General features: G+C 61.0%; 19 protein-coding genes. 9 read left to right on the top strand and 10 right to left on the bottom strand.

The window, feature by feature from the left end; all coding sequences use genetic code 11:
• The first annotated feature begins 67 nt into the window (after positions 1 to 67).
• From AC1DK3_RS18270 to AC1DK3_RS18255, 4 genes are all read left to right on the top strand, one after another.
• Positions 68 to 688 carry a hypothetical protein gene (locus tag AC1DK3_RS18270; protein WP_477193669.1) on the top strand — a complete coding sequence of 207 codons (621 nt, stop codon included), beginning with the start codon at positions 68 to 70 and terminating at the stop codon, positions 686 to 688.
• 250 nt (positions 689 to 938) lie between these two features.
• Positions 939 to 1412, top strand: coding sequence for an ABC transporter substrate-binding protein (locus AC1DK3_RS18265; protein WP_477193668.1), 474 nt, complete (start codon positions 939 to 941; stop codon positions 1410 to 1412).
• 214 nt (positions 1413 to 1626) lie between these two features.
• Positions 1627 to 2223 carry a PRC-barrel domain-containing protein gene (locus AC1DK3_RS18260; protein ID WP_477193667.1) on the top strand — a complete coding sequence of 199 codons (597 nt, stop codon included), beginning with the start codon at positions 1627 to 1629 and terminating at the stop codon, positions 2221 to 2223.
• A 177-nt stretch (positions 2224 to 2400) separates the two neighbouring features.
• Positions 2401 to 4266: a hypothetical protein gene (locus AC1DK3_RS18255; protein ID WP_477193666.1), complete on the top strand. Its 1866-nt coding sequence runs from the start codon at positions 2401 to 2403 to the stop codon at positions 4264 to 4266.
• Positions 4267 to 4335: 69 nt separating this feature from the next.
• On the opposite strand, the gene ettA is transcribed toward AC1DK3_RS18255, so the two are convergent.
• From ettA to AC1DK3_RS18240, 3 genes are all read right to left on the bottom strand, one after another.
• Positions 4336 to 5994, bottom strand: coding sequence for an energy-dependent translational throttle protein EttA (ettA, locus tag AC1DK3_RS18250; RefSeq protein WP_477193665.1), 1659 nt, complete (start codon positions 5992 to 5994; stop codon positions 4336 to 4338).
• 191 nt (positions 5995 to 6185) lie between these two features.
• Entirely contained in the window at positions 6186 to 6935 is a 750-nt protein-coding gene (locus tag AC1DK3_RS18245) for a CPBP family intramembrane glutamic endopeptidase (RefSeq protein ID WP_477193664.1), read from the bottom strand.
• A 27-nt stretch (positions 6936 to 6962) separates the two neighbouring features.
• A complete protein-coding gene (locus AC1DK3_RS18240) occupies positions 6963 to 8000 on the bottom strand; it encodes a mitochondrial fission ELM1 family protein (protein WP_477193663.1) in 1038 nt (345 codons plus the stop codon).
• 135 nt (positions 8001 to 8135) lie between these two features.
• On the opposite strand from AC1DK3_RS18240, the gene AC1DK3_RS18235 reads away from it, so the two are divergent.
• A complete protein-coding gene (locus AC1DK3_RS18235; RefSeq protein WP_477193662.1) occupies positions 8136 to 8624 on the top strand; it encodes an Lrp/AsnC family transcriptional regulator in 489 nt (162 codons plus the stop codon).
• Between the two features lie 25 nt (positions 8625 to 8649).
• Positions 8650 to 9213 (top strand): hypothetical protein, encoded by a 564-nt coding sequence (locus AC1DK3_RS18230; protein WP_477193661.1) that lies wholly within the window; start codon positions 8650 to 8652, stop codon positions 9211 to 9213.
• A 75-nt stretch (positions 9214 to 9288) separates the two neighbouring features.
• On the opposite strand, the gene greA is transcribed toward AC1DK3_RS18230, so the two are convergent.
• The 7 genes from greA to carA all read right to left on the bottom strand — a co-directional run bounded on the left by greA (position 9289) and on the right by carA (position 18475).
• On the bottom strand, positions 9289 to 9762 hold the full coding sequence (gene greA / locus AC1DK3_RS18225; RefSeq protein WP_477193660.1) for a transcription elongation factor GreA: 474 nt from the start codon (positions 9760 to 9762) through the stop codon (positions 9289 to 9291).
• A gap of 143 nt (positions 9763 to 9905) precedes the next feature.
• A complete protein-coding gene (gene carB / locus AC1DK3_RS18220) occupies positions 9906 to 13181 on the bottom strand; it encodes a carbamoyl-phosphate synthase large subunit (RefSeq protein WP_477193659.1) in 3276 nt (1091 codons plus the stop codon).
• Between the two features lie 149 nt (positions 13182 to 13330).
• On the bottom strand, positions 13331 to 14557 hold the full coding sequence (locus tag AC1DK3_RS18215) for an MFS transporter (protein ID WP_477193658.1): 1227 nt from the start codon (positions 14555 to 14557) through the stop codon (positions 13331 to 13333).
• Positions 14558 to 14689: 132 nt separating this feature from the next.
• Positions 14690 to 15415: a hypothetical protein gene (locus AC1DK3_RS18210; protein ID WP_477193657.1), complete on the bottom strand. Its 726-nt coding sequence runs from the start codon at positions 15413 to 15415 to the stop codon at positions 14690 to 14692.
• Positions 15416 to 15450: 35 nt separating this feature from the next.
• On the bottom strand, positions 15451 to 16077 hold the full coding sequence (locus AC1DK3_RS18205; RefSeq protein ID WP_477193656.1) for a hypothetical protein: 627 nt from the start codon (positions 16075 to 16077) through the stop codon (positions 15451 to 15453).
• A 115-nt stretch (positions 16078 to 16192) separates the two neighbouring features.
• Positions 16193 to 17272 (bottom strand): ChaN family lipoprotein, encoded by a 1080-nt coding sequence (locus AC1DK3_RS18200; RefSeq protein WP_477193655.1) that lies wholly within the window; start codon positions 17270 to 17272, stop codon positions 16193 to 16195.
• A 3-nt stretch (positions 17273 to 17275) separates the two neighbouring features.
• Positions 17276 to 18475: a glutamine-hydrolyzing carbamoyl-phosphate synthase small subunit gene (gene carA / locus AC1DK3_RS18195; protein ID WP_477193654.1), complete on the bottom strand. Its 1200-nt coding sequence runs from the start codon at positions 18473 to 18475 to the stop codon at positions 17276 to 17278.
• Positions 18476 to 18646: 171 nt separating this feature from the next.
• Here carA and AC1DK3_RS18190 point away from each other — a divergent pair, with 171 nt between their 5' ends.
• The 3 genes from AC1DK3_RS18190 to rpoD all read left to right on the top strand — a co-directional run bounded on the left by AC1DK3_RS18190 (position 18647) and on the right by rpoD (position 23327).
• On the top strand, positions 18647 to 19084 hold the full coding sequence (locus AC1DK3_RS18190) for a GatB/YqeY domain-containing protein (RefSeq protein WP_477193653.1): 438 nt from the start codon (positions 18647 to 18649) through the stop codon (positions 19082 to 19084).
• 181 nt (positions 19085 to 19265) lie between these two features.
• Positions 19266 to 21233, top strand: coding sequence for a DNA primase (gene dnaG / locus AC1DK3_RS18185; RefSeq protein ID WP_477193652.1), 1968 nt, complete (start codon positions 19266 to 19268; stop codon positions 21231 to 21233).
• A gap of 114 nt (positions 21234 to 21347) precedes the next feature.
• Positions 21348 to 23327, top strand: a complete 1980-nt coding sequence (gene rpoD, locus AC1DK3_RS18180; protein WP_477193651.1) for an RNA polymerase sigma factor RpoD — start codon at positions 21348 to 21350, stop codon at positions 23325 to 23327.
• The last annotated feature ends 107 nt before the right edge of the window (positions 23328 to 23434 follow it).

Here is a 23434-nt window from a genome sequence, read left to right as displayed (position 1 = left end):
GTTAACGGCCTTTTAGCTATATTCGCCATAATGTGCCGCCGTTAGGTCTGCGGGGATCGAGTTCGGAATGCGGCGTCAGGATTTTGAAGTCATTGAGCTTTCGAGCAGCCCCCATAGGTTGCCGATCATACTTCGCCAGACCAACTCGAAGCTTTCCCGGGTTCCGGGCCTTGTCCTGATGACGATTTTGGCCGCCCTGATCGTCGGCCCGCAAGTGGGCTTCGCGGCCTACGCCATCGCTTCTCCGGAAGTCCGGAGCGCGATGATTGCACACCCCATGGTTGCGATAGAGCTCGCGCTTGCTCTCGTGTTCTGGGTCGGCCTCATCGTTTGGCCATTGCGCAACATTCTCCTCGCTTTGCTTTCGGACCGCGAGGTCGATATCCGCGATGGCGAGGTCAAGGTGATTGACCGGACTGCCTTTTCGAAGACGTTTTGGCGGATGCCGCTTGCCACCTACGAGGGTGTGGCCGTGCATGTGCGTTCTTCCCTTTCGGGCGTGCGGCAGGAGGCCGTCCTTGTGCATCCCAATAAAAATCGCAGCATCGTTTTGATGACCGCCGAGCATATCGGAGCGCGAGAAGTCGAGGAGCTTTGCAATTTACTGAGCCTTCCTTCTGCTCCGGCCGACCGCGGTTTTGCCGTCAGCGCGCAGGTCTCGGGCCGAGAAAATCCTGTGGCAGCGTAGCCATCCGGCATCGTTTTGACGTGATTGTTGCCTCTCTAACGCGTTGAGAGGCTTGTTTCGAAGCAGTGAGGACGGCAGAGTCTGATTGGGTGACCTGCCACTTCCGGTTTTTCAGGGGACGACTATGCGAGGGTTAGACATGTTGTGGGCATTTTCACGGATCCGCTCCGCTGGTTGCCTTGCCATTTTGGTCGCTTGCTTTGCCGCCATTTCTGCCGGTGGAGCGCGGGCTGAATCTCCGGCTGTTTACATGCAGCGCGTTCAAAACGAGTTGATCGTCGCGCAGAAGTCCGGCGGGGTCGCACAGTTTGCCCAGGTGCTGCGCCAGCACATGGATGTGCCCGGGATCGGCTTGACGGCGCTCGGTCCTCATGCCCGGACGCTGCCGAAGGAAGAACGTCCGGCGTATTACAACGGCATGATCAATTTCATCGCCAAGTACGCGGCCAAAGAAGGCCCGAAGTACATGGTCAGAAGCGCTGTCGTGACGGGTCAGGGTCCTGGTGACGCGGGCGGCACGAATGTCGACAGCCGCCTCACGCTGATGACGGGCGAAAGCTACGACATCCGCTGGCTCGTGATGAAATCGGGGTCGGGCTACAAGGTTCGCGATGCGCAGGTGGTCGGCTTCTGGATGACGTCGTTCCTCGACGATCTTTTCCAGAATTACATCACCGAGAACGGAAATAATCCGCGCGCTCTTGTATTGGCTCTGAGCCGGTAGCATCTGCCATCGGGCGCTTTTCGCCGGATGTACGTGTGCAATTGCCGGTGACGGTCATGGAATAGCCTGCAAATCACACTTCCATCGGCCGGCGCCGAGAATTTTGACAAAGGGCCGTACTCATGGTCCTTGTCAAACGGGGACGGAAAATGACGACGCGCACGTTCCATAAGTGCTGTGCGCGTACGGTCGTGAGTGGGGATGGAGACGGGTGATGAATTCTCAGAAGTTGCGTTTTGTGTTCGGCATGGCGCTTGTCGTCGGCCTCGGCACAGCGATGTCGATGTCACCGGCATCGGCGGATGATCAACAGCCACCCGCCGCGGAGAGCGATCAAGCGGCACCTGCCCCTGAAGGCGGTGCGGATACGCTTCCGACCGCAGGTGCGGCACAGGATGGATCGGAGCAGGCTGCTCCCAGCGCAGAGCCCGCGCAGGATGGCGCGGCAGGGGCCCCCGAAGCTCCGGCCGAAGCTACTGCCCCGGCGGAACACCAGGAAGCGCCAGCTGCAGCTGAGGGTGCTGAAGCTCCCGCATCAGGCGCATCAGCCGTCTCGGCCAGCGAATTGAAAATCGGAGCCGCGGTCTATGGCGCCGATGGCGCGAAGATCGGTGAGGTCAACGGCGTCAAATCCGACGATGCCGGCAAGGTTCAAGAAATTCTCGTGACGGACGGTGTTGCAGCGGGCATCAACGCGAAGGTCTTCGCCATTTCCGGCGACAAGATCACAAGCGTTTCCGACGGCGTGAAGCTGTCGCTCAGCTCGGAAGAAGCAAAGAAACTTCCGATCATCGACAACAGCAACGGCTAATCAGTCCACAGACTCTCATTTCGGAAGCCGCGCTTTTAACCGAAGCGCGGCTTTTTGCTGTGAATTGTCCGTGTTCAACCGAATTTGCCGGCCGGTTCTCTCGCAATCGGCGGGCCGCTCGCATATGCAGGACCTCCGGCGGCAATGACATCGCCCGCGTCGGAGAATGGAAACGTCATGCGCAGCAGTGGCTTCCTCGCACTTATTCCGTGTGTCCTATCGGCATTTGCACTCTTCGTTGGCATCACCGGTGCTTCAGCGGACGAAACTCTCGACACGAACAAGCTCCCGCGCGTCTCCGGCACCAAGGTCATCTTCGCCAGCCCGTCGTCCACGATTTTCACGTCGCCGGGAGCCGTCGCCGAGACGGCCGACGGCACCGTCGCGGCGCTCACGGCGGCGGGTTGGCAGCCATATGCGCCAGCCTTCGGCGAGCCGATCAAGAGCCCCACCATGGCTATCGCGAACTTGAAGAAAGGCGCGACTGGCCTCTCCGTGTTCATCACCGTCGCGCCGGCGCAGAATAACGCGACGAGCGTCACCTATACCGGAGTGATCATCGCGAACGACTTGCCGTTTCCCAAGGATGCGACGGACATCAAGTTCGACGGGGATCGGCCGTTTCTCTCGTGCGTGACGGCCGGCAACCTCGCGGCGACTTCCGATTTCCTGCGGACGGAGCTGATCGCGCGCGGCTGGTCGCCTTGGTCAGTCAAGGACAATGCCAAGTCGGCCTACGCTGACGAGAAGACTGAGAAGGGCCTCTATGCCTACTACGTTCGCGACGCTGGCAAACCGCTGATACTCGTGCTGCAGAGCGCGGATGACGGCAAAACGACGGTGAAGATCGAGTCCGTTCCCCCTGAAGTCCTGCACCCCGCTGAAAAGAAGGAAGCGGCGAAGGCGCCTGAGGCTTCTCGGGCTCCGGCAGCCAAGCCCCAGGACAAGGTCGGCGATGCCATCGACGATCTGGCGGCAAGCATCATCAAACAGGCGCAGCAGTCGGTCGAGGACTCGATGCGGGGAGCCAAGCCCGCTGCCGCCGACAAGGCCGACAAGATCTCCGACGAGCCCACGGAGGCCTTGACCGTTCTCGACGGCAACACAGCGCCCATTCCGGTTCCGTCGACAGCGGCGGACATCGACTTCGACGGCGCCAGCGGCCAACTAGAATTCAACTCGTCCTCCAGCATCAAGCAAATCGCGGCGTTCTACAGGAGCCAGATGAAGACGCTCAGTTGGAGCGAAGAGAAGTCCGTGATCAACCAAGCGAACATGGTGGTGCTCGGCTTCCACAAGGGTGAGCAGGACGTTTCGCTCACGCTGATGAAGATGGGCGATACGGTCAACGTCAGCGCCTCGGGGTCGGCACTCGAGAAACCGGAGGCGACCGAAGAGGCTTCAGCAAGCAGCGATGCTGCTAGCGCGACGGGCAACGAGCCTGAAAAGGAACTCGAAGCCGAAGATGCCGGAGGCCTCCCCGTGCCGAAAGAACATTCGCTGAGCGGTAGCGAGCAGTCGATGTTTCGCCACGGCGCTAATGCCAATGTCCCGGCGAAGCTTTTGTCGGTGCTTGCTTTTTATCGCCGGGAGCTCGGCAAGCGTGATTGGAAAGAGGATGCGTCGAAGTCCGTCATCAAGGATGACGCTGCGGAGGTTCACTACGTGACGGCTGAGGGGCCCGCCGTCCTCACGCTCGGGCGCGCCAATGGCGAGACGACAATCGCGCTTGGCGTGCGCGAGGACGATAAGGCGAAGAAATCCGGGATGATGGCGAAGCCCGGGCAGACGAAGCTCCTGATCGGCAACTTCCTCGAAACCGATGCCGTCATCACCATCGCCGGAAAGACGATCAAGGTTCCGGCCGGTGCGGGCAAAAACGGCCCAGATGGGCCGACGCTCGACGTCGCGCCGGGAAAATATCCATATAAGCTCAAAGGCGCAGGCGGCGCCGGACCCAACGATCCAGTCGAAGTCGGCGCCGATGAAATCTGGGGGCTGATGATCGGACCCGGCGGCGTGTTGCCGGTTCAGATGTACTGAGGCCAGCCTGAACGGACATGCTCTCCGAGTGGATGTGCGTGTCCGTCTGTCAGCTGGCCTCGTATTGCGTCACCGTTCGAAGCGCTTGAACTTGATGCGGTGCGGCTCCACGGCCTGATCACCGAGGCGGCGCTTCTTGTCTTCTTCGTAGTCGGCGAAGTTGCCTTCAAACCATTCGACGTGGCTGTCGCCTTCGAAGGCAAGAATGTGCGTCGCGAGACGATCGAGGAAGAAGCGGTCATGCGAGATGACCACGGCGCAACCGGGGAAATCTTCGAGTGCAGCTTCGAGCGCGCCGAGCGTCTCCGTGTCGAGGTCGTTGGTCGGCTCGTCGAGCAGCAGCAAATTGCCGCCCTCCTTCAGGAGCTTGGCGAGATGCACGCGGTTGCGTTCACCGCCCGACAGCATGCCGACCTTCTTCTGCTGGTCAGCGCCCTTGAAGTTGAACCAGCCGCAATAGGCGCGGCTCGGGATTTCCTTTTTGCCGCCGAGCAGCATTTGATCGAGACCCCCTGAGATCTCTTCCCAGACCGTCTTCTTGTCGTCCAAATGCGCGCGGGACTGATCGACGTAACCGATCTTCACAGTATCGCCGAGACGGATCGAACCCTTGTCGGGTGTTTCCGCACCGGTCAGCATCTTGAACAACGTCGTCTTGCCGGCGCCGTTCGGGCCAATCACGCCGACGATGCCGCCGGGCGGCAGCTTGAACGAGAGATCGTCGATCAGCAGCCGGTCGCCAAAGGCCTTCGTCAGGCCTTCCGCTTCGATGACGACACCACCGAGGCGCGGTCCGGTCGCGATCTGGATCGATGCGCGTCCCGCTTCCTCGCGGCCGGCTTCGTCAGCCAGCTTCTCGTAAGCGGTGATACGCGCCTTCGATTTGGCCTGACGCGCTTTCGGCGACGATCTGATCCACTCGAGTTCGCGGGACAGAGTCTTTTGCTTGCCTTCTTCCTGCGCCTTCTCGACAGCCTCGCGCTTGGCCTTCTGCTCGAGCCAGCCGGAGTAGTTGCCTTTCCACGGCACGCCATGTCCGCGGTCGAGTTCCAAGGTCCATTCCGTGATGTTGTCGAGGAAGTAGCGGTCGTGGGTCACGAGGATGACGCAGCCCGTGTACTCTTTCAGATAGCGTTCGAGCCAAGCGACGCTCTCGGCGTCGAGATGGTTGGTCGGCTCGTCGAGGAGAAGAATGTCGGGCTTCGACAGCAGAAGCTTGGTCAGCGCGACGCGGCGCTTCTCGCCGCCCGAGAGCTTCGTGACATCGGAGTCGCCGGGGGGCGAGCGCAGAGCATCGAGCGCCTGCTCGACCTGAGCGTCGAGGTCCCAAAGGTTCTGCGCATCGATCTGGTCCTGGAGCGCCGTCATCTCGTCGGCGGTTTCCTCGGTGTAGTTCGAGGCGATTTCATTGTAGCGATCGAGAATGGCCTTCTTCTCGGCCACGCCCTCCATCGCATTGCCGAGAACATCCTTGTTCGGATCGAGCTCTGGCTCTTGCGGCAGATAGCCAACCTTGATGCCGTCAGCGGGGCGGGCTTCGCCCGTAAAGTCGTCGATCCGGCCGGCCATGATTTTCAGCAGCGTCGATTTACCGGAGCCGTTGAGGCCGACGACACCGATCTTTGCGCCCGGCAGGAACGAAAGGGAGACGTCCTTCAGCACCTGCTTCCCGCCTGGATAGGCTTTGGACAGCTTATGCATGTGATAAACGTACTGGTGTGCTGCCATGCGCGGCGCCTCGTTGGGGGTAAGGTTTAGGGATTGGGGCCTTCCTACCCGATTGTCGCGACTTCCTCAATTGCATCATTGCGCCCATGTGCGACGTGCCGCGGGGCGACTTTTGGGGGCGGGCAGGAGGGCGGATCAGCTTGTCGCAAACGGCGCAGGACACAGAGCAAAATCAAGCTCGGTCTTGACCGTCACCACGCGGGATTTTTGACGCCGGTAAAGAAATAGACGCCGAGACCGATGGTGAAGACGAGCCATCCCCAGAGGACGTGCTCCATATAGACCGCTGAGAACGATCGGGTGCGCTCGTACCGCCAAGCCAAGAGCAGTCCGATGACGAAGGTTCCGCCGACTGCGATCCAGTTGCGGAAAAGGATGTGGCCAAATCCAAATGCCAAGGCGTTGACGAGGATCAGGCTCCATCGCGAATGGAACAACGGTCCGTAACGGTGAAAGAAGAATACGCGATACGCGAACTCCTGAGGCAGGACCGACGTGAACGGATAGAGCACCATAATCTTCAGCCAGAGGCCGGGACGCTCGGCGGCGAGTGCGAACAGGCGCTCGGGCATCAATACCGCGACGAGCGAGCCGACCAGCGCGCTGCCGATGATGAATGTGCCCAGTATCGAGGGCACGGTCGATCTCGCGACGCCGCGGCTCGCCTCCGTTTTCAGGCTGAAGGTGCGATCGAAATAGAGGAACGCGACAAACGCGATGAGCACCGGCGGCAGCGCATAAAACAGCGGCACACCGTACTCGAAAACGGCGATCCGCATCAGCAGCGGGGTTCCGACGTAAATCAGTCCGAACTCCGTCCAGAGTTGCAGCCTGCGTCGTTCCGAAGGATGAATAACGTCGAGCGATTGCGCGAGCGTTCCGCCAGCGCAGAGATCGGCAGAACCGGAGACCACATCTTTCGGGGAGAAGACTGTCGTCATCTCGTCTGCACCTCTCGCCTACCCTCGTTACGTCTTTGCCTTGACCAGCCCGGGGAGCATTTCGGCACGCCGGAGCCAGCGCTTCGCAATTTCTGCGGCGATGACGTCCGCCGAATGCAACGGGTCATAGGTCCACGACGGCAGCGGTTCACCAGGTGGGGGTAAAGGCCGCGTCGCGCCATAGGACGCGAGGCCAGAGTGGAAACGGTTGAACTTCGCGCTTCCGCCGGAGGGCGAGAAAATAAAGATCGGACGTCCCGTCGCTGCTGCCTCGCAGGTCATGCTGACGCTGTCGGCGGTGATGACGAACATGTCCGCGTGGGCGACAAAATCGGGGTACGGGTTCTGCCCTTCGCCATCCCAGAAATAGGCGCGCTCGGCCGCCACCGAGTTTTTGATCCGAGCTGCGAGCCGCTCGGGGGTTCGACGGGAGGTTGTGATCATGAGCCCGGCGCCGCTTGCCGCCAACCCGGCCAAGGCGTCCACCAAGCGCTCCTCATCAGCCGGCGAATATCGGTAATAGCCGTTCGGACCGCCGATCAGGCACGCAATGCGGGGCCTCGGCAGCCCGGCGATCCTCGGCGCCGGGTTGGTGTTGAGCGCGCGCAGCCGCGCGGGCGAAAAGCGATGCGGCGCCGTCAGCGTCGAGATGACGTTCGGGCCTCGGCGGCGATCGTGCGCGGGGACCCATATGAGGTCGGCGCTATTCGCTCCAGTTCGGGGGTCCATCAGAATGACGGTATATGTCTCGAGGCCAGCGCGCCGCCGCAGGGCGCGGATGTAGGGTATCGTCGTGCGGCCCGTTGCGAACGCAAACGCCGGCCATGGCGGGTCGAGACGCGCTCTGCCGCCATTGGGAGCCTCGGGCGGCAGCGGACCCCAGGGGGCCATAAACTTGTAGATACCGGCTATGTCGACCCGTTGGATCTCGGCCTGCAGCCCCAGCGCTTCGACGACGCCCAGGACCTGGGCTTCGTGGCCCGCCTTGCCGTCAGAGAAGATCCAGGCCGTTTGACCCTGGAACATCCCGGAATATGGAGCTGAAGGCGGGTCGCTACGTGCCATGACGGACAAACTTTTGGGCTCCTCACCGCGGCTATGCCGAGGCTGCCGGCGATCTTGTTAAAGAAATAAGCGAAACTTCGTGCGCCGTTCTACATTCCTGATATTACTCAAATCTCCCTGAAGTGGCGCGGCTCCATGGCTATCGAACTCGACGCAACGGACTGGCGGATCTTGCGCGAGCTGCAAGCCGACGGACGGATTACCAATATCGCTCTCGCCAACCGCATCGGGTTATCGGCTCCGCCCTGTCTTCGCCGCGTTCGGGCATTGGAAGAAGCCGGACTTATCGCAAGCTATACTGCTCTCGTCGATGAGGTAAGGCTCGGTTATGCGCTGACGGCGTTTGCGATGGTGAGGCTCCACAATCAGGCCGAGTCCGATCTCCGTTCATTCGAAAACAGAATTCTGGGCTGGCCCCTCGTCCGTGAGGCCTACATGCTGTCCGGCGAAAGCGACTTTATACTGAAGTGCATCGCTCGCGATCTGCAACGGTTCCAGAGCTTCGTGCTCGATGAATTGACTGCGGCGCCCAACGTCGCCAGCGTCAAGACCTACCTTACGATCCGCCGGGCAAAACGGGAGCCCGGGGTGCCGATCACAGTGGCTGGCCCCGAAGGGACCTGAGAGGAACGGGCATTGCGGAGGGCCGATGGCAACCTTTTCTGATATGGCGCTTCGGATTGGAAGAGCGCTCGTTCTCTCGGTTGTCAGCATATTGCCTTCGGCCGCCGCTACGTCGGACGATCTCTACAATAGCTATTTCGCGAATGTGCTCGACGGCGCGCCCTGCTTTGCCCGGACGTATGAGGAAGCTCATCTCAAAGATCATCCGGACCAGCGCGTTCGCAAAATCGAGATCGACCTTTCGAAACGGAATTCGGACGGCACGCCGAATTCCGCAGACCGGTTTGAAATCGGGTTCGGGCTCATGCTGACGAGCGGCCCGGAATGGTATGGACAGGCCGCGAGCTGCAAAACCAACGATACCGATTTCGAGTGCTTTCTCGAAGGCGACGGCGGCGTGTTTCGCCTCACACCGCAAAGCGGCGGTGCGCTTCGCCTCGAGACCGGCGACACCGGCATCGCGATCCAAGGCGGCGCCGGCGACATCGAACTTTCCGGCAAAACCGGAGAGGATCGCGCTTTCGACCTTACTCAGTCGAAGGAAGAGTGCCGTTCCGCTTCTGCGTTCTTCGAAGGCGGCAACGAGTAGCGAGCCCGAGCCTTGCGGCTTAGGCTCGGCTTTGTTTGGTTTGGCTTAGAATGAGCCTGAGTCGGTGGCTCGAGTTCAGCCCCAGTTCACCTGCAAGACTTCGAGTGTACGCGTCCCCTTGGGCGTCGTGACGTCGACGCTTTCGCCCTTGGTCTTACCGATGAGCGCACGCGCGATCGGCGACGAGATGGAGATTCTGCGCTGGCGCATATCGGCCTCTGTATCGCCGACGATCGTATAGGTGACCTTGTCGCCTGAATCTTCGTCCTGCAGCGTGACCGTCGCGCCGAACTTGATCGTGTCGCCGGAAAGCTTCGTTATATCGATGACATCGGCGCGGTTGATCTTGTCTTCGATCTCGGAGACGCGCGCTTCGTTGAGGCCCTGCTGCTCTTTGGCTGCGTGATACTCTGCGTTCTCGGAAAGGTCGCCATGGGCGCGAGCCTCGGAAATCGCCGCGATAATGCGCGGACGCTCGACTGCCTTCAGGCGGTGCAATTCTTCCTCGAGGTTCTTGTAACCCTCAAGCGTCATCGGCACCCGTTCCATCATCTTCTCCAAATTCTTCCGAACGGCTAATCCATTGCGGGGAAGAGGCCCCCAACACACACGGTAACAGTAGAGTTGGCATACAGGAAAGCAGCGAAGCCCGGCCGCGCCTTCCGGCGCGTCCCGAACTCTCGACGAAAGACTCAGCGATGGGCGAAGGCCTGCAACGGCGCCACTTCCAGCGTATCCGATGCCAGCGCTTTAATGGCCCGTGTAACCGCTACTGCCCCCGCCAATGTTGTATAGTAGGGTATGTGGTGAAGCAAGGCCGTGCGCCGAATGTCCTTGCTGTCGCTGAGGGCTTTTGACCCTTCGGTTGTATTGAAAACAAGGTGAATATCCCCGTTTTTCATCGCGTCAACGATGTGCGGGCGGCCTTCCAGCACCTTGTTGATCGCGTCACACTGAATGCCGTTGGCCTCGAGTAAGCGCTTCGTGCCGCGGGTGGCGACGACCTTGAAGCCCATGGCCGCAAGCTCCTTCACCGGAGCAACGACGCGAGCCTTGTCACTTTCCTTCACCGAGACGAAAACCGTGCCGCCCGAGGGAAGCTTCAGGCCGGCGCCGAGCTGGCTCTTGCCGAAGGCCATCGCGAAGTCGTGGTCGATACCCATGACCTCGCCAGTCGAGCGCATCTCCGGTCCGAGGATCGGATCGACGCCGAGGAAGCGGGCGAACGGAAAGACGGCTTCCTTCACCGCGACGTGCTTGTAGGACGGCTTCTTCAGGTTGAACGCCGCGAGCGGCTTACCCGCCATCACCTCGGCCGCAATCGTCGCGATAGGCAGCCCGATGACTTTGGCAACGAAGGGCACGGTTCGCGACGCACGCGGATTGACTTCGAGAATGAAGACCTGATCGTCCTTGATGGCGAACTGAACGTTCATCAGGCCGACGACGCGCAGCGCGAGCGCAAGCTCCCGGGTCTGCCGCTCGAGTTCAGCGATCATCGCGGGCGAAAGCGAGTACGGCGGCAGGGAGCAGGCGCTATCGCCGGAGTGAATCCCGGCTTCCTCGATATGCTCCATGATGCCGGCGACGAAGGTGTCCTTGCCGTCCGAAAGGCAGTCAACATCGACTTCGACCGCGTCGGTCAGATAGCTGTCGATTAAAAGCGGCCGCTTGGCCGAGACGACCAGTTCCGAGGGCTTGTCGAGTGTCGCGGAAAGGCGGGCGACGTAGCGGTCGACCTCTGCTCCATCGTGCACGATCTCCATACCACGGCCACCGAGCACGTAGGACGGACGAATGACGACGGGATAGCCGACCTGTTCGGCGATGCCGCGGGCTTCGCCCGGAGACTTGGCGATGCCGCTCTTGGGCTGCATGAGTTGCAGCTTTTCGATCAGCGCTTTGAAACGATCGCGATCTTCGGCGAGATCGATGGCGTCGGGCGACGTTCCGAGGATCGGCACGCCGGCTTCTTCCAATGCGCTCGCGAGCTTCAGCGGCGTCTGGCCGCCGAACTGGACGATCACGCCCTTGAGCGTGCCCTTTTTGCTTTCGACGCGAATGACTTCGAGGACATCCTCCGCAGTCAGCGGCTCGAAGAACAGACGGTCGGATGTGTCGTAATCCGTCGAGACCGTCTCGGGGTTGCAGTTGATCATGATCGTCTCGAACCCGGCCGCGGTCAGCGCAAAACACGCGTGGCAGCAGCAGTAGTCGAACTCGATGCCTTGGCCGATGCGGTTCGGTCCGCCGCCCAAGATGATGATCTTGTTCTTGTCGGTCGGATCGGCCTCGCAGACCGGGTCGCCGGTGAGGCCCGTTTCGTAGGTTGAATACATGTACGCGGTCGGCGAGGCGAACTCGGCGGCGCACGTGTCGATGCGCTTGAATACGGGTTCGACGCCCGCCGCTTTACGCGCCTCGCGAAACGCCGCTTCGGTCGTTTTGCCGAGCTTGGCGAGGCGAGCGTCCGAGAAGCCTTGCGCTTTGAGCGCGCGAAGCTGGGCAGCCGACTTCGGCAACCCGTGCGCGAGGACCCGCGCTTCCGTGTCGACGATGGCTTTGATCTCGGTCAGGAACCAGGGATCGATTTTGCAGTACTGATGAATTTCGTCGAGCGAGAAGCCCTCGCGGAATGCCTGCGCTACCTTCAAAATGCGATCGAAGGTCGGGCGGGAGACGGCAGCGCGAACGACGTTCTTGTCGTCGCCTTGGCCGAGGCCCTCGAGCTGCACGTCGTCGAAACCGGTCAGGCCGGTTTCCATCGAGCGAAGCGCCTTCTGCATGCTTTCCGCGAACGTCCGGCCGATGGCCATGGCTTCGCCGACCGATTTCATCGACGTCGTCAGCGTGGTGTCGGCGCCGTGGAATTTCTCGAACGCGAAGCGCGGGATTTTCACGACGACATAGTCGATCGTCGGCTCGAAGGAAGCCGGGGTCGCGCCGCCCGTGATTTCGTTCTGGATTTCGTCGAGCGTGTAGCCGACGGCGAGCTTGGCCGCGACCTTGGCGATCGGGAAGCCCGTCGCCTTCGACGCCAGCGCCGACGATCTCGAAACGCGCGGATTCATCTCGATAACGACGAGACGACCGTCGGCGGGATTGACCGCGAACTGAACGTTCGAGCCGCCGGTTTCGACGCCGATCTCGCGCAGAACCGCAATCGAGGCGTCGCGCATGATCTGGTATTCTTTGTCAGTCAGCGTCAGCGCCGGCGCGACGGTGATGCTGTCGCCCGTGTGCACGCCCATCGGATCGATGTTCTCGATCGAGCAGATGATGATGCAGTTGTCCGCCTTGTCGCGAACGACCTCCATCTCGAATTCTTTCCAGCCGAGGACGCTCTCCTCGACAAGGACCTGAGACGTCGGCGACGCATCGAGGCCGCGTTCGATGATCTCGAAGTACTCTTCGCGATTGTAAGCGATACCGCCGCCTGTGCCGCCGAGGGTGAACGACGGCCTGATGATCGCGGGTAGGCCGACACTCTCGAGCGCCGCTGCCGCCTCGTCGCGCGAGTTCACGAGTTCCGAGCGCGGCGTTTCGAGGCCGATCTCGCGCATGGCTTCGCGGAAAAGCTGGCGATCCTCGGCCTTGTCGATGGCTTCGGCTTTGGCGCCGATGAGCTCGACACCGTATTTGTGCAGGATGCCCTGCTTGTGGAGTGCGAGCGCGGTGTTGAGAGCGGTCTGTCCGCCCATCGTCGGAAGGATCGCGTCGGGGCGCTCCTTGGCGATGATCTTGGTCACCACTTCCGGCGTGATCGGCTCGACGTAGGTCGCATCCGCGAGATCCGGGTCGGTCATGATCGTCGCCGGATTGGAATTGACGAGGATGATCCGATAACCCTCTGCCCTCAGCGCCTTACAGGCCTGGGTGCCGGAATAATCGAACTCGCACGCCTGTCCGATGACAATCGGGCCTGCGCCGATGATGAGAATTGAGTTGATGTCAGTTCGTTTTGGCATTCGGCGCACGGATTTGGCCGAGGCTCGCGATATCGCGGTCGGCTCAGGATTGGATCAGAGGTCGGGCTAAGTGGGCCTTATAGGCAATGCGCCTCGCGGGGGAAACCCCGAAAATTTTTCGCGAGGCCGTTCTTCGAGGATAAGCGTGTTTATCCCTTTTTCACCTTGTCACGTTCCTGTGCATCGGATCTCGGAAGAAAGACCGTCAGCAGGCCCAGAAACGGCAGGTAAGAGCAGATCTGGTAGACATAATCTATGCCGCGCGCGTCGGCGACGACGCCCAGGACCGCCGCTCCGATGCCCGCCATGCCGAACGCGAAGCCGAAAAAGATGCCGGCAATCATGCCGACCCGGCCGGGCACGAGTTCCTGCGCGAAGACGACGATTGCCGGGAAGGCCGAGGACAGGATGAGGCCAATCACCACAGACAGCGCAATCGTCCAGTTGAGGTCGGCATACGGCAGCGCCAGCGTGAACGGCAGGCAGCCGAGGATCGAGAACCAAATCACCATCTTGGGACCGAATCGATCGCCGAACAGGCCGCCGAGAATGGTGCCCGCGGCGCACGCTCCGAGAAACGCAAACAGCATCAACTGCGACTGCTGCACGGAGACGTCGAAGCGATGAATGGCGTAGAAGGTGTAGTAGCTCGATAGGCTCGCCATGTAGATGTTTTTCGTGAAGACCAGGAGGGCCAGAACCGTCAGCGCGACGGCCGTCCGTTGGCGCGAATGAATGAGCCCCGCGGGCAGCAGCTCTTTGCTGACCTTGCCCCGCGCGGTCGTTCCCCATTCGCCCACTTTCCAGAGGATCACCATGCCGACGAGCGCGATCGCGCCGAACCAGGCGATGCTCTGCTGTCCACGCGGTAACACGATGAAAGCCGCGAGCAACGGCCCGAGCGCGGTGCCAAAATTGCCGCCGAGCTGAAACAGCGATTGCGCAAATCCATGACGGCCGCCAGATGCGAGCCTCGCGATGCGGGACGATTCCGGGTGAAAGATAGCCGAGCCGATGCCGACGCAGGCGGCGCCCACGATGAGGACCGCATAGCTCGTCGCGTACGCCAGCATCATGAGTCCGATGAACGTCGACCCCATGCCGATGCTGGTCGAATGGGGAACGGGGCGCCTGTCGGTGAAGTAGCCGATGAAGGGTTGCAGTAGCGACGCCGTTACCTGGAACGCCATTGTGAGAAGCCCGATCTGCCAAAAACTCAGGGCATAATCGTGCTTTAGCATCGGATAGACGGCTGCCAGCAGCGACTGCATCACATCGTTGAGGAGATGACAGAAGCTGACTGCGACGAGGACAGTAAGGGAGGCCGTTGCCATCGGCGCGCGCAGCGCCGAGCGTGACGATTCTATCGTGGTCATTGAATTCTCCGGCGCTGCTTCTAGCGCCGAAGGGGGGCCCGGTCATCGGCCAAACCGGTCATACCAGCCATCTCAGGGAGCATGGCCAGCATCACGGCCGGCACGCATGAGATGACGGATCGTGCTCGAAGGCTATTTGCCGGCCGCGGGGTCGGCGGCAGGCGTCTCGGCAGGCGTCTGGGCGGCCGGGGGCGCCGCCACATCCTTTGGGGGATCGATTTTCAGATCGATCGGGAACGTATAGCTCGTCTTGAAGATCGGCTTGTCCTCGTGTCCCGGCGCCAGAAGCGTATTGCTGACCGGCAAGCCCGTGAGGGCGTCGACGTAGAACATGCGGAACGCCTGGTTGGGGTCGGCGGTGGAGCCCTTCTCGGCTTCCGTGTCGAGCCGGTACGACAGGACATCGCGGCCGTCGATGGTCGTGCGGCCCTTGCAGGCGTAGCTGCCGACATCCGTCTGCTGCGTCACGACGGAGTCCTGCATCTGCTCCTTGATCTGGCTCGCGACCTTCGGCGGCACCGGCTTCCAGCCGGTTTCATCCTGCTTCGACCACGCCTCATTGCCGACGAGGATCAATTCCGTCGTCTTGTTGGTCAGTTTCGCGGTTACGGTCTGGTGCATGCGATCGGGAAGAACGTAATCGACCTGCATCGTCGACGGGCCGTTCTCGGTCAGCATGTGAGTGTCCATGCGGAACCACGACGACTTTCTCAACTTCTGGAGTGCGGCGGAAACTTCATCGCTGCACGGATTGGCGTTGGGCTTTGCTCCCGGAGCCGCCGCGGGGGCCGGGGCTTGCGCCAGAACGTTGCTGGAAAAGGCGGCGACGGTAACTAGGGCGAGCGCGATGCGGCGCATACGGATATCCTAAATTATGCCGGGGGCGGCTGGATTTAACGGAGCTTTTGCACGGGAGCGTTCGTGGGTGCAACGATGTCGATATCGGTCGGGTAGGAATACTTGACCTTCAGAACGGGGTTCGCGCCGTCCGCGCGGGACGCCACGACGTTGAACGCCGGTAGTCCGCTCGTCGGATCGACGTAGATCGTCCGCGCCATGATCTTCGTATGATCCGCTTCCGGCGGAGATTTGTCCGCGGTGCGATAGGCGATGAAATCCTGGCCATCGAGCTTCGCGGGACCGAGGCATTCGAAGTCACCAAGACCCTTGGGCGGCGCGTATACGGTTTGGTTCACCTCGGCGACGATCGACTGGGTATACTGGGGCAGCAGCTCTTCCATGGCTCCGCTCGTTCCGGCGAAGGCGCGATCGCCAACCAGCATCGTCTGCTGCTCGCCCGGCATCGCCGGCGACGTCACGGTCTGCAGCATGCGATTGGGCGGCATGTAGTCTATTCGCATATGCGCCTCGCCCTCAGCCGTCGGCTGGCTGAATTCGACGCGGAATGCCTTCGACGCGCGCTGTTTCTCAAAGGCCGCTAGTACGTCGGTCGTGCAGTCGGAGGCGAAGGCCGGTGTCGCTACGGCGAGCGAGAGGACGGCCAGGCAGAGCGCGCGCATCGATTTCCTCCAGATTTTTTCCTTGCGTTATACTCAGATCGGCACGTGAAGCGATCTTAAAGTTCAGCAAGGTTGATTTGTGGAATCGTCCATTCGGGGCGCGCCTTGAGCGGGACTACTTTTTGCGCATCTTCTCGCAAGGGTCACCGCGTTCAGTGCGTGCTGTGAAGACGACGAAATCGGCGGCCGGCTGGCCATCTGGGTCGCGTGGTATGTAGGACTGAGCGTCGGCGTTGCCGTCTTCGACCTCGATGAACATCACCGAGACGATCTTCTTCTCCGGCGCCCGCTGACGAACATACCAGGGCACGCCGCGATCCGTCCGCGCGTGTCCCGTGCCGGCGATCAGAAAGGCTGCACCGTTGGTTCGTCCGGCCGCGATAACCGCATCGGCCAGATGCGCATCGCGATAGCGCTGCGCGTAGGCCATGCCGCCGAATGCTTCTTTCGGAAGCGCGCCGCAATGGGAGTCCTCGATTTCTTTCACCGAGGCAGCGTCGAGCTTTTCGCCCAGGGGCACATCGAGACCGAGGCGCGAACGGTCCTCAAGGGCGACGGCGCCCTCCCCTCCTTTGGCAGCCTTCATGATTTCTGCGCGAGCAACGTCGCCGGCATAAATCGGCAGATCGAGCGCAATCGCGGCGCTGAAGAGAGGTTCGTAGACATTCTTCGGCCACGCGGATTTATCCCAGTCCACGAGGCGCTTCAGATCGTCGACGGTGCGCGTCTCGGACGTTGCGCTTCCCGATACGTTTCCCGGCAGCGCCCTGAAGCTCGCGACGCCCGTCTCCTGGTCGGCGCGAAGTTGTTCGAAGACAACCGCGGGTCGCTTCGCGTTCGACGTGTCCGCAAATTCGGCGAGAGCCGCGGCTTGCAGAAGATGATGCTCGGCGTTGTCGTGGGTCTCACCGAGGATCAGCGCGCCGCCCGAAGACATAGCGGTGGCCGCCTCGGTCTTGAGGCGCATCCATGGATGGTCTGCACACGACGCATTGGCGACTACGGGCACGGCGTCGGCGGTTGCGAGAATTTGTCCGCAAAGAGGGTGCGAACAGGTTTTCGCCTGTCGCGCGATCTCTTGCAGGAATGGGCCTTGCTCGAACGCACAAGCCTGCGCGTCTGCTCCGAATGTCAGCGCCGAAAAAACGGCCGCGAGCCGGCCTCCGAAGCCTCTCGCTCCCCCCGATTTTTTCACCGGTCAGCGCTCCCGGCTCGCCGGCAATCCCTTTTGCTTGCGCATCATGTTGACGAAGCGCGTGAACAGATAGTGGCTGTCCTGCGGGCCGGGCGAGGCTTCCGGATGGTGCTGCACGGAGAACACGGGCTTGCCTTCGAGCTGCAAGCCGCAATTCGAACCGTCGAACAACGAGACGTGCGTTTCAACGACGCCGCCAGGCAGGCTCTCGCGATCGACTGCGAAGCCGTGGTTCATAGAGACGATCTCGACCTTGTTCGTCGTGAAGTCCTTCACCGGGTGATTGGCGCCGTGGTGGCCTTGATGCATTTTCTTTGTCGTCGCGCCGAGCGCGAGGCCGAGCATCTGATGGCCGAGGCAAATGCCAAACACCGGCTTGCCGCTATCGACGAGCTTCTTGATTTCCGGCACCGCGTATTTGCCGGTCGCTGCGGGATCTCCCGGCCCATTGGACAGGAAGACGCCGTCCGGATTTCGAGCGAGCACGTCCTCGGCCTTTTCCGTTGCCGGAACGACTGTGACCTTGCAGCCCGCCGACGCGAGGCAGCGAAGGATGTTGCGCTTCAGGCCGTAATCGATCGCGACGACGTGGAATTCCGGGTTCTCGTTGCGTTTGAAGCCTTCGTTCCAGACCCAGCGCTGCTCATCCCAAGAGTAGCTCTGACCGCTGGTGACTTCCGGGACGAGGTCGAGACCCAGAAGGCCGTGCCAGGCTTTCGCCTCGGCCTTCAATGCGTCGATGTCGAACTTGCCGGATGGATCGTGCGCGATGACGCCATTCGGCATGCCCTTCTCGCGGATGCGCGCCGTCAGCGCTCGCGTGTCGACGCCCGAGATGGCGATGATGCCTCGGGCTTTCAGCCACTGATCGAGATTTTCGGCTGCGCGGTAATTCGAAGGCTCGGTGATGTCGGCGCGCAAGATGCAGCCCCGGACACCGGAGCGCGACGCGAGATTGGACGTCTCTGTGTCTTCCTTATTGGCGCCGACGTTGCCGATATGGGGGAAGGTAAATGTAATGATCTGCCCGGCGTAGCTCGGGTCCGTCAGGATTTCCTGATAGCCGGTGATCGCGGTATTGAAGCAAACCTCGCCGACGGCGGTGCCGGTCGCACCGAGACCACGGCCCGCTATGACTGTGCCATCGTCAAGCACGAGGCGCGCCGTCAGAGGCACTTCTGTCCAGGGTTCAGGTGCGGTCATCTGTCATCCATTGAATGGGTCTTCGAGCAACGGCTCAAATCGCGCGGGAACCTAGGGGAACCGCCATTCAACGTCAATTATGGTTCCCCCTAAAACTTATGTCCCGCAACGCTTGCCGGGAGATACATGCACCTCGTAAACCAATCCCTCAGTTTCAAGGAGACGTTACCCATGCGCGCCAAGATCAGCGCCGATCTCAAGACGGCAATGAAAGCCGGTGACAAGCCAAAGGTCGCGACACTGAGGCTCATCAACGCTGCCATCCAAACCGCGGAGATTGAAACGAGGAAGGAACTCGATGACGCGGGTATCCTCGCCGTCATGACGAAGATGGTGAAACAACGCCGGGATTCGATCGCGCAGTATACAAGCGGCGGCCGCCCCGATCTTGCAGCCGCCGAGCAGTCCGAGATCGACATCATCGAGGCCTATCTGCCGAAGCAGATGGACGAAGCCGCCGTCGCCGCCGCGGTCGCCGAAGCAATCAAGGAAGCGGGCGCCACGTCGGCCAAAGACATGGGCAAGGTCATGGGCCTGCTCAAAGCCAAGTACGCGGGCCAAATGGATTTTCAGAAGGCGAGCGCTGCGGTCAAAGCCGCGCTTGGCTGAGCCGACCAATCGAGGCTGCGCGATCTGCTCGAAACGGCCCCTCTGTGGAAAGCGGGTATGGTTTGGCGTGACAAGGCATTGAAGCGCCGTGCTTCTAGGCGAATCACCTATTCAGTTGCGTGCCGGGGCGAACAAAAGGGCCTCGGCATAAGACTTCGCTTCATCGAGGCCCACCACGCCGATGCGCTTCAGTCCGAACCTTCTGGATGAAATCCGCTCCCGGCTGCTCGTGAGCCAGGTTGTCGGCCGCAAGGTTGCGCTGAAGAAATCCGGCCGCGAATTCCGAGGTCTCTCACCGTTCAAGACGGAGAAATCGCCCTCGTTTTTCGTGAACGATCAGAAGGGCTTCTACCATTGCTTCGCGTCCGGCGAGCACGGCGACATCTTCACCTTCCTGATGAAGACCGAGGGCCTCGAGTTCCCGGAGGCGGTCGAGCGGCTCGCGGCGGAAGCCGGCGTGCCCATGCCGAAGGCTACTGAGCGCAATGTCGAGCAGGAAGACCAGCGCGAGAGGCTTTACCGCCTACTCGAGGCTTCGGCCGCGTTCTTCGAGGACAGCTTGCGGACGGATCGGGGTTCCGAGGCCCGAGGGTATCTCGAGAGGCGCGGACTGGCGCGTGAGACGATCCAGACCTTTCGGCTCGGGTTCGCGCCGAACTCGCGCTCAGCGCTCAGCGCGCACCTCAAGGGCAAGGGGTTCTCGGCTGCCGACATGGCGACCGCCGGAATGCTCATTGCCGGGGATGACATCCCTGAACCTTATGACCGTTTCCGCAATCGGGTGATCTTTCCGATCCTCGATTTGAAGGGACGTGTCATTGCGTTTGGCGGCCGGGCGCTCGACAAGGAGGCGCCCGCCAAATACCTGAATTCTCCGGAGACGCCGCTCTTCCACAAGGGCCACATTCTATTCAATGCCGCGCGTGCCCGGGCCGCAGCCCACGACAAAAACAGGGTTATCGCGGTCGAAGGCTACATGGACGTCGTGGCGCTTGCCGAGGCGGGCTTCGTCGAAACGGTCGCGCCCCTTGGAACTGCGCTCACCGAAGACCAGTTGAAGCTCTTGTGGCGTTTTGCACCAGAACCGCTGTTGTGCTTCGACGGCGATGGCGCCGGCCGCAAGGCAGCTGACCGTGCCGTCGAGATCGCACTCCCATTGGTCAAGCCTGGCTTCAGTGTCGCCTTCGCCTTTCTGCCAGACGGCCTCGACCCGGACGATCTCATTCGCCAGCGGGGCGCTGGCGCTATGACCGAAGTTTTGGAGAAGACGCGTCCGCTCATCGACGTTCTTTGGGACCGCGAGGTGAAAGCCCACCCGGTCGGCACCCCGGAGCAGCGCGCGGCGCTCGAGGCCCGTCTCAAAGCTCTGGCCGAACTCATTCAGGACGCGACAGTTCGTAGCTACTACTCCCGAGAGCTACGCGACAGGTTGTATCAACTTGGGCGGGAAAGGTTTTCCGCACAGAGCCGAGGCGCCGGCGGGCCATCCGTCCAGTCCTCGTACGCCCGGCCTGTGGCGGCGCCTGACTGGCGTGGACGCGAGCGCTATCGGCTCAATGGGCCCGAAAAGCGCTTTCCAAAAAAGCCGTCTTATCCTGGTGCAATGACGGCAAGTCCGGAGCTCGTAAGTCATTTTCAGAGCATATTACCGCGTGAGGCTCTTATTCTGAAAACACTTATTAACCATCCATGGCTGATTGATGAGCATTCGGAGGCTGTTGCGGTCATCGAGTTCGCCTCCCCTGCGATTTCAGCGCTTCGCGATGAAATTTTAGCGGTGCATGCGCGCCAGAATTCCCTTGACAGCGCAACTTTACGAACCCAATTGAGCAAATCGGGGGTTGCAAAGGTGGTGGACCTCGTCGCGCGAACGATTACGCACAAAAGCGACCGTTTTGCCGAGCCAGATGCCTCCGCCGCCGATGTCGAAGCCGCCTGGCACCATATTCTTGCGCTCCAGCAGCGACAGGCCGAGCTAGGCCTTGCCCTGAAGAACGCTGAGGAGGCTTGGTATCGGGATTGCACAGAAGACGCAGAAAATCGCCTTCTCGACATCAAACGCCAGATCGCCCGCGAGACGGCGACAGATCAAATGGACGAGTTCGATCAACCCGACGACGACAATTCGGACTTTAAGCGCGCTGGATAGGCGCGTGGTTAACATTCCCGCTTCGGCGAGCTGCAGCATGCGGCAGTTCGAAGCCAAGATTTTGTGATTTAGCCTCTCTCGTGCGGGAGCGGCGCAGACGACAAGGAACCAAGGATGGCACGCGCCCAGCAGGCAGTCCAGAAGACGGAAGACAAAGACCAGGCCGCCGACACTCCAGAACGCGACAGCCCATTACTCGACCTGTCGGACCAGGCCGTAAAGCGTCTTCTGAAAACAGCGAAGGCGAAGGGTTACGTCACGCTCGACCAGCTGAATTCGGTTCTGCCGTCGGAGGAGGTTTCTTCCGACCAGATCGAGGACCTTTACGCCACGTTGTCCGACATGGGCATCACGGTCGTAGAAACCGAAGAAGGCGAGGAAAAGGAAGAAGCGGCCGAAGAGCTGGCTGAGGATGAAGAGGGCCGCGCCCTCGTCACTCAGAGCAGCAGCTCGCTCGTCAAATCCGAAACCAAGTCGGAGCCAGCTGAACGCACCGACGATCCCGTCCGCATGTACTTGCGCGAAATGGGATCGGTCGAGCTTTTGTCGCGCGAAGGCGAGATCGCGATCGCAAAGCGCATCGAGGCCGGTCGCGAGGCGATGATCGCGGGGCTCTGCGAAAGCCCCCTCACCTTCCAGGCCATCATCATTTGGCGGGATGAGCTCAACGACGGCAAGATTCTTCTCCGCGACATCATCGATCTCGAAGCGACCTATGAAGGCCCCGAGGCCAAGGAAGTTTCGGCGCTTCCGGGCGAAGGTCCAGCTGCTGAAGCAGAGTCCGAGACACAGTCCGGCGAAGGCGACGATGATGATGAGTTCGAGAACGCGATGTCGCTTGCCGCGATGGAAGCGGAGCTGAAGCCGAAGGTTCTCGAGACCTTCGACCAGATTGCCGCGACCTACAAAAAGCTTCGCAAGCAGCAGGACAAAAAGCTCGAACAGCAGCTCGTCGGCGATCAAGGTTCGCGCCAGCAGCAGAAAGCCTACGAGAAGATCCGCGACGAGATCATCGTCGACGTGAAATCGCTGTCGCTCAACAACAATCGTATCGAAAGCCTCGTCGAGCAGCTTTACGCGATCAACAAGCGCCTCATCGGTCTTGAGGGACGTTTGATGCGCCTGGCTGACAGCTACGGCGTGCCGCGTCAGCATTTCATCGACGAATATTACGGCAACGAACTCGACCAGACATGGCTCGACCGCGTTGCCAACAACGGCAAGAAGTGGGGCTCGTTCGTCAAGACCGAACGCGGTCAGGTCGAGCAGATCCGTGGCGAGATCCATCAGCTCGCGACCGAGACGGGTCTTGAGATTCCCGAATACCGCCGCATCGTCAAAGCCGTTCAAAAGGGCGAGCGCGAGGCACGGCAGGCGAAGAAGGAAATGGTCGAGGCCAACCTTCGGCTCGTCATCTCGATCGCGAAGAAATACACGAACCGCGGTCTGCAGTTCCTGGATCTCATCCAGGAAGGCAACATCGGCTTGATGAAGGCCGTCGACAAGTTCGAGTACCGCCGCGGTTACAAGTTCTCGACCTACGCGACGTGGTGGATCCGGCAGGCGATCACGCGTTCGATCGCGGACCAAGCGCGAACGATCCGTATTCCCGTGCACATGATCGAGACGATCAACAAGATCGTGCGCACGTCGCGGCAGATGCTGCACGAGATCGGACGCGAGCCGACGCCGGAAGAGCTGGCTGAAAAGCTCGCGATGCCGCTCGAGAAGGTTCGCAAGGTTCTGAAGATCGCCAAGGAGCCGATCTCTCTCGAGACACCGATCGGCGACGAAGAGGATTCGCATCTCGGCGACTTCATCGAGGACCGCAACGCGGTGCTGCCGATCGAAGCGGCGATCCAATCCAACCTCAGGGATACGACGACGCGCGTTCTGGCTTCGCTGACGCCGCGCGAAGAACGTGTTCTCCGCATGCGCTTCGGCATCGGCATGAATACCGATCACACGCTGGAAGAAGTCGGCCAGCAGTTCTCGGTGACGCGCGAACGTATCCGTCAGATCGAGGCGAAGGCTTTGCGAAAGCTGAAGCATCCGAGCCGCTCGCGCAAGCTGCGCAGCTTCCTGGATAACTGATTGAAAGGGCCGCGAAAGCGGCCCTTTTTATTTCCAGCCACACGATGCCGCGGCACTCCCGGCCCTGGCTGCAGAGACTGCCCCGGCGGCGCCGTGAACCTTTGAGT

It is taken from the genome of Hyphomicrobium sp. 01T421, assembly GCF_056398805.1.
This window is presented reverse-complemented; position numbering and strand designations above follow the sequence as displayed.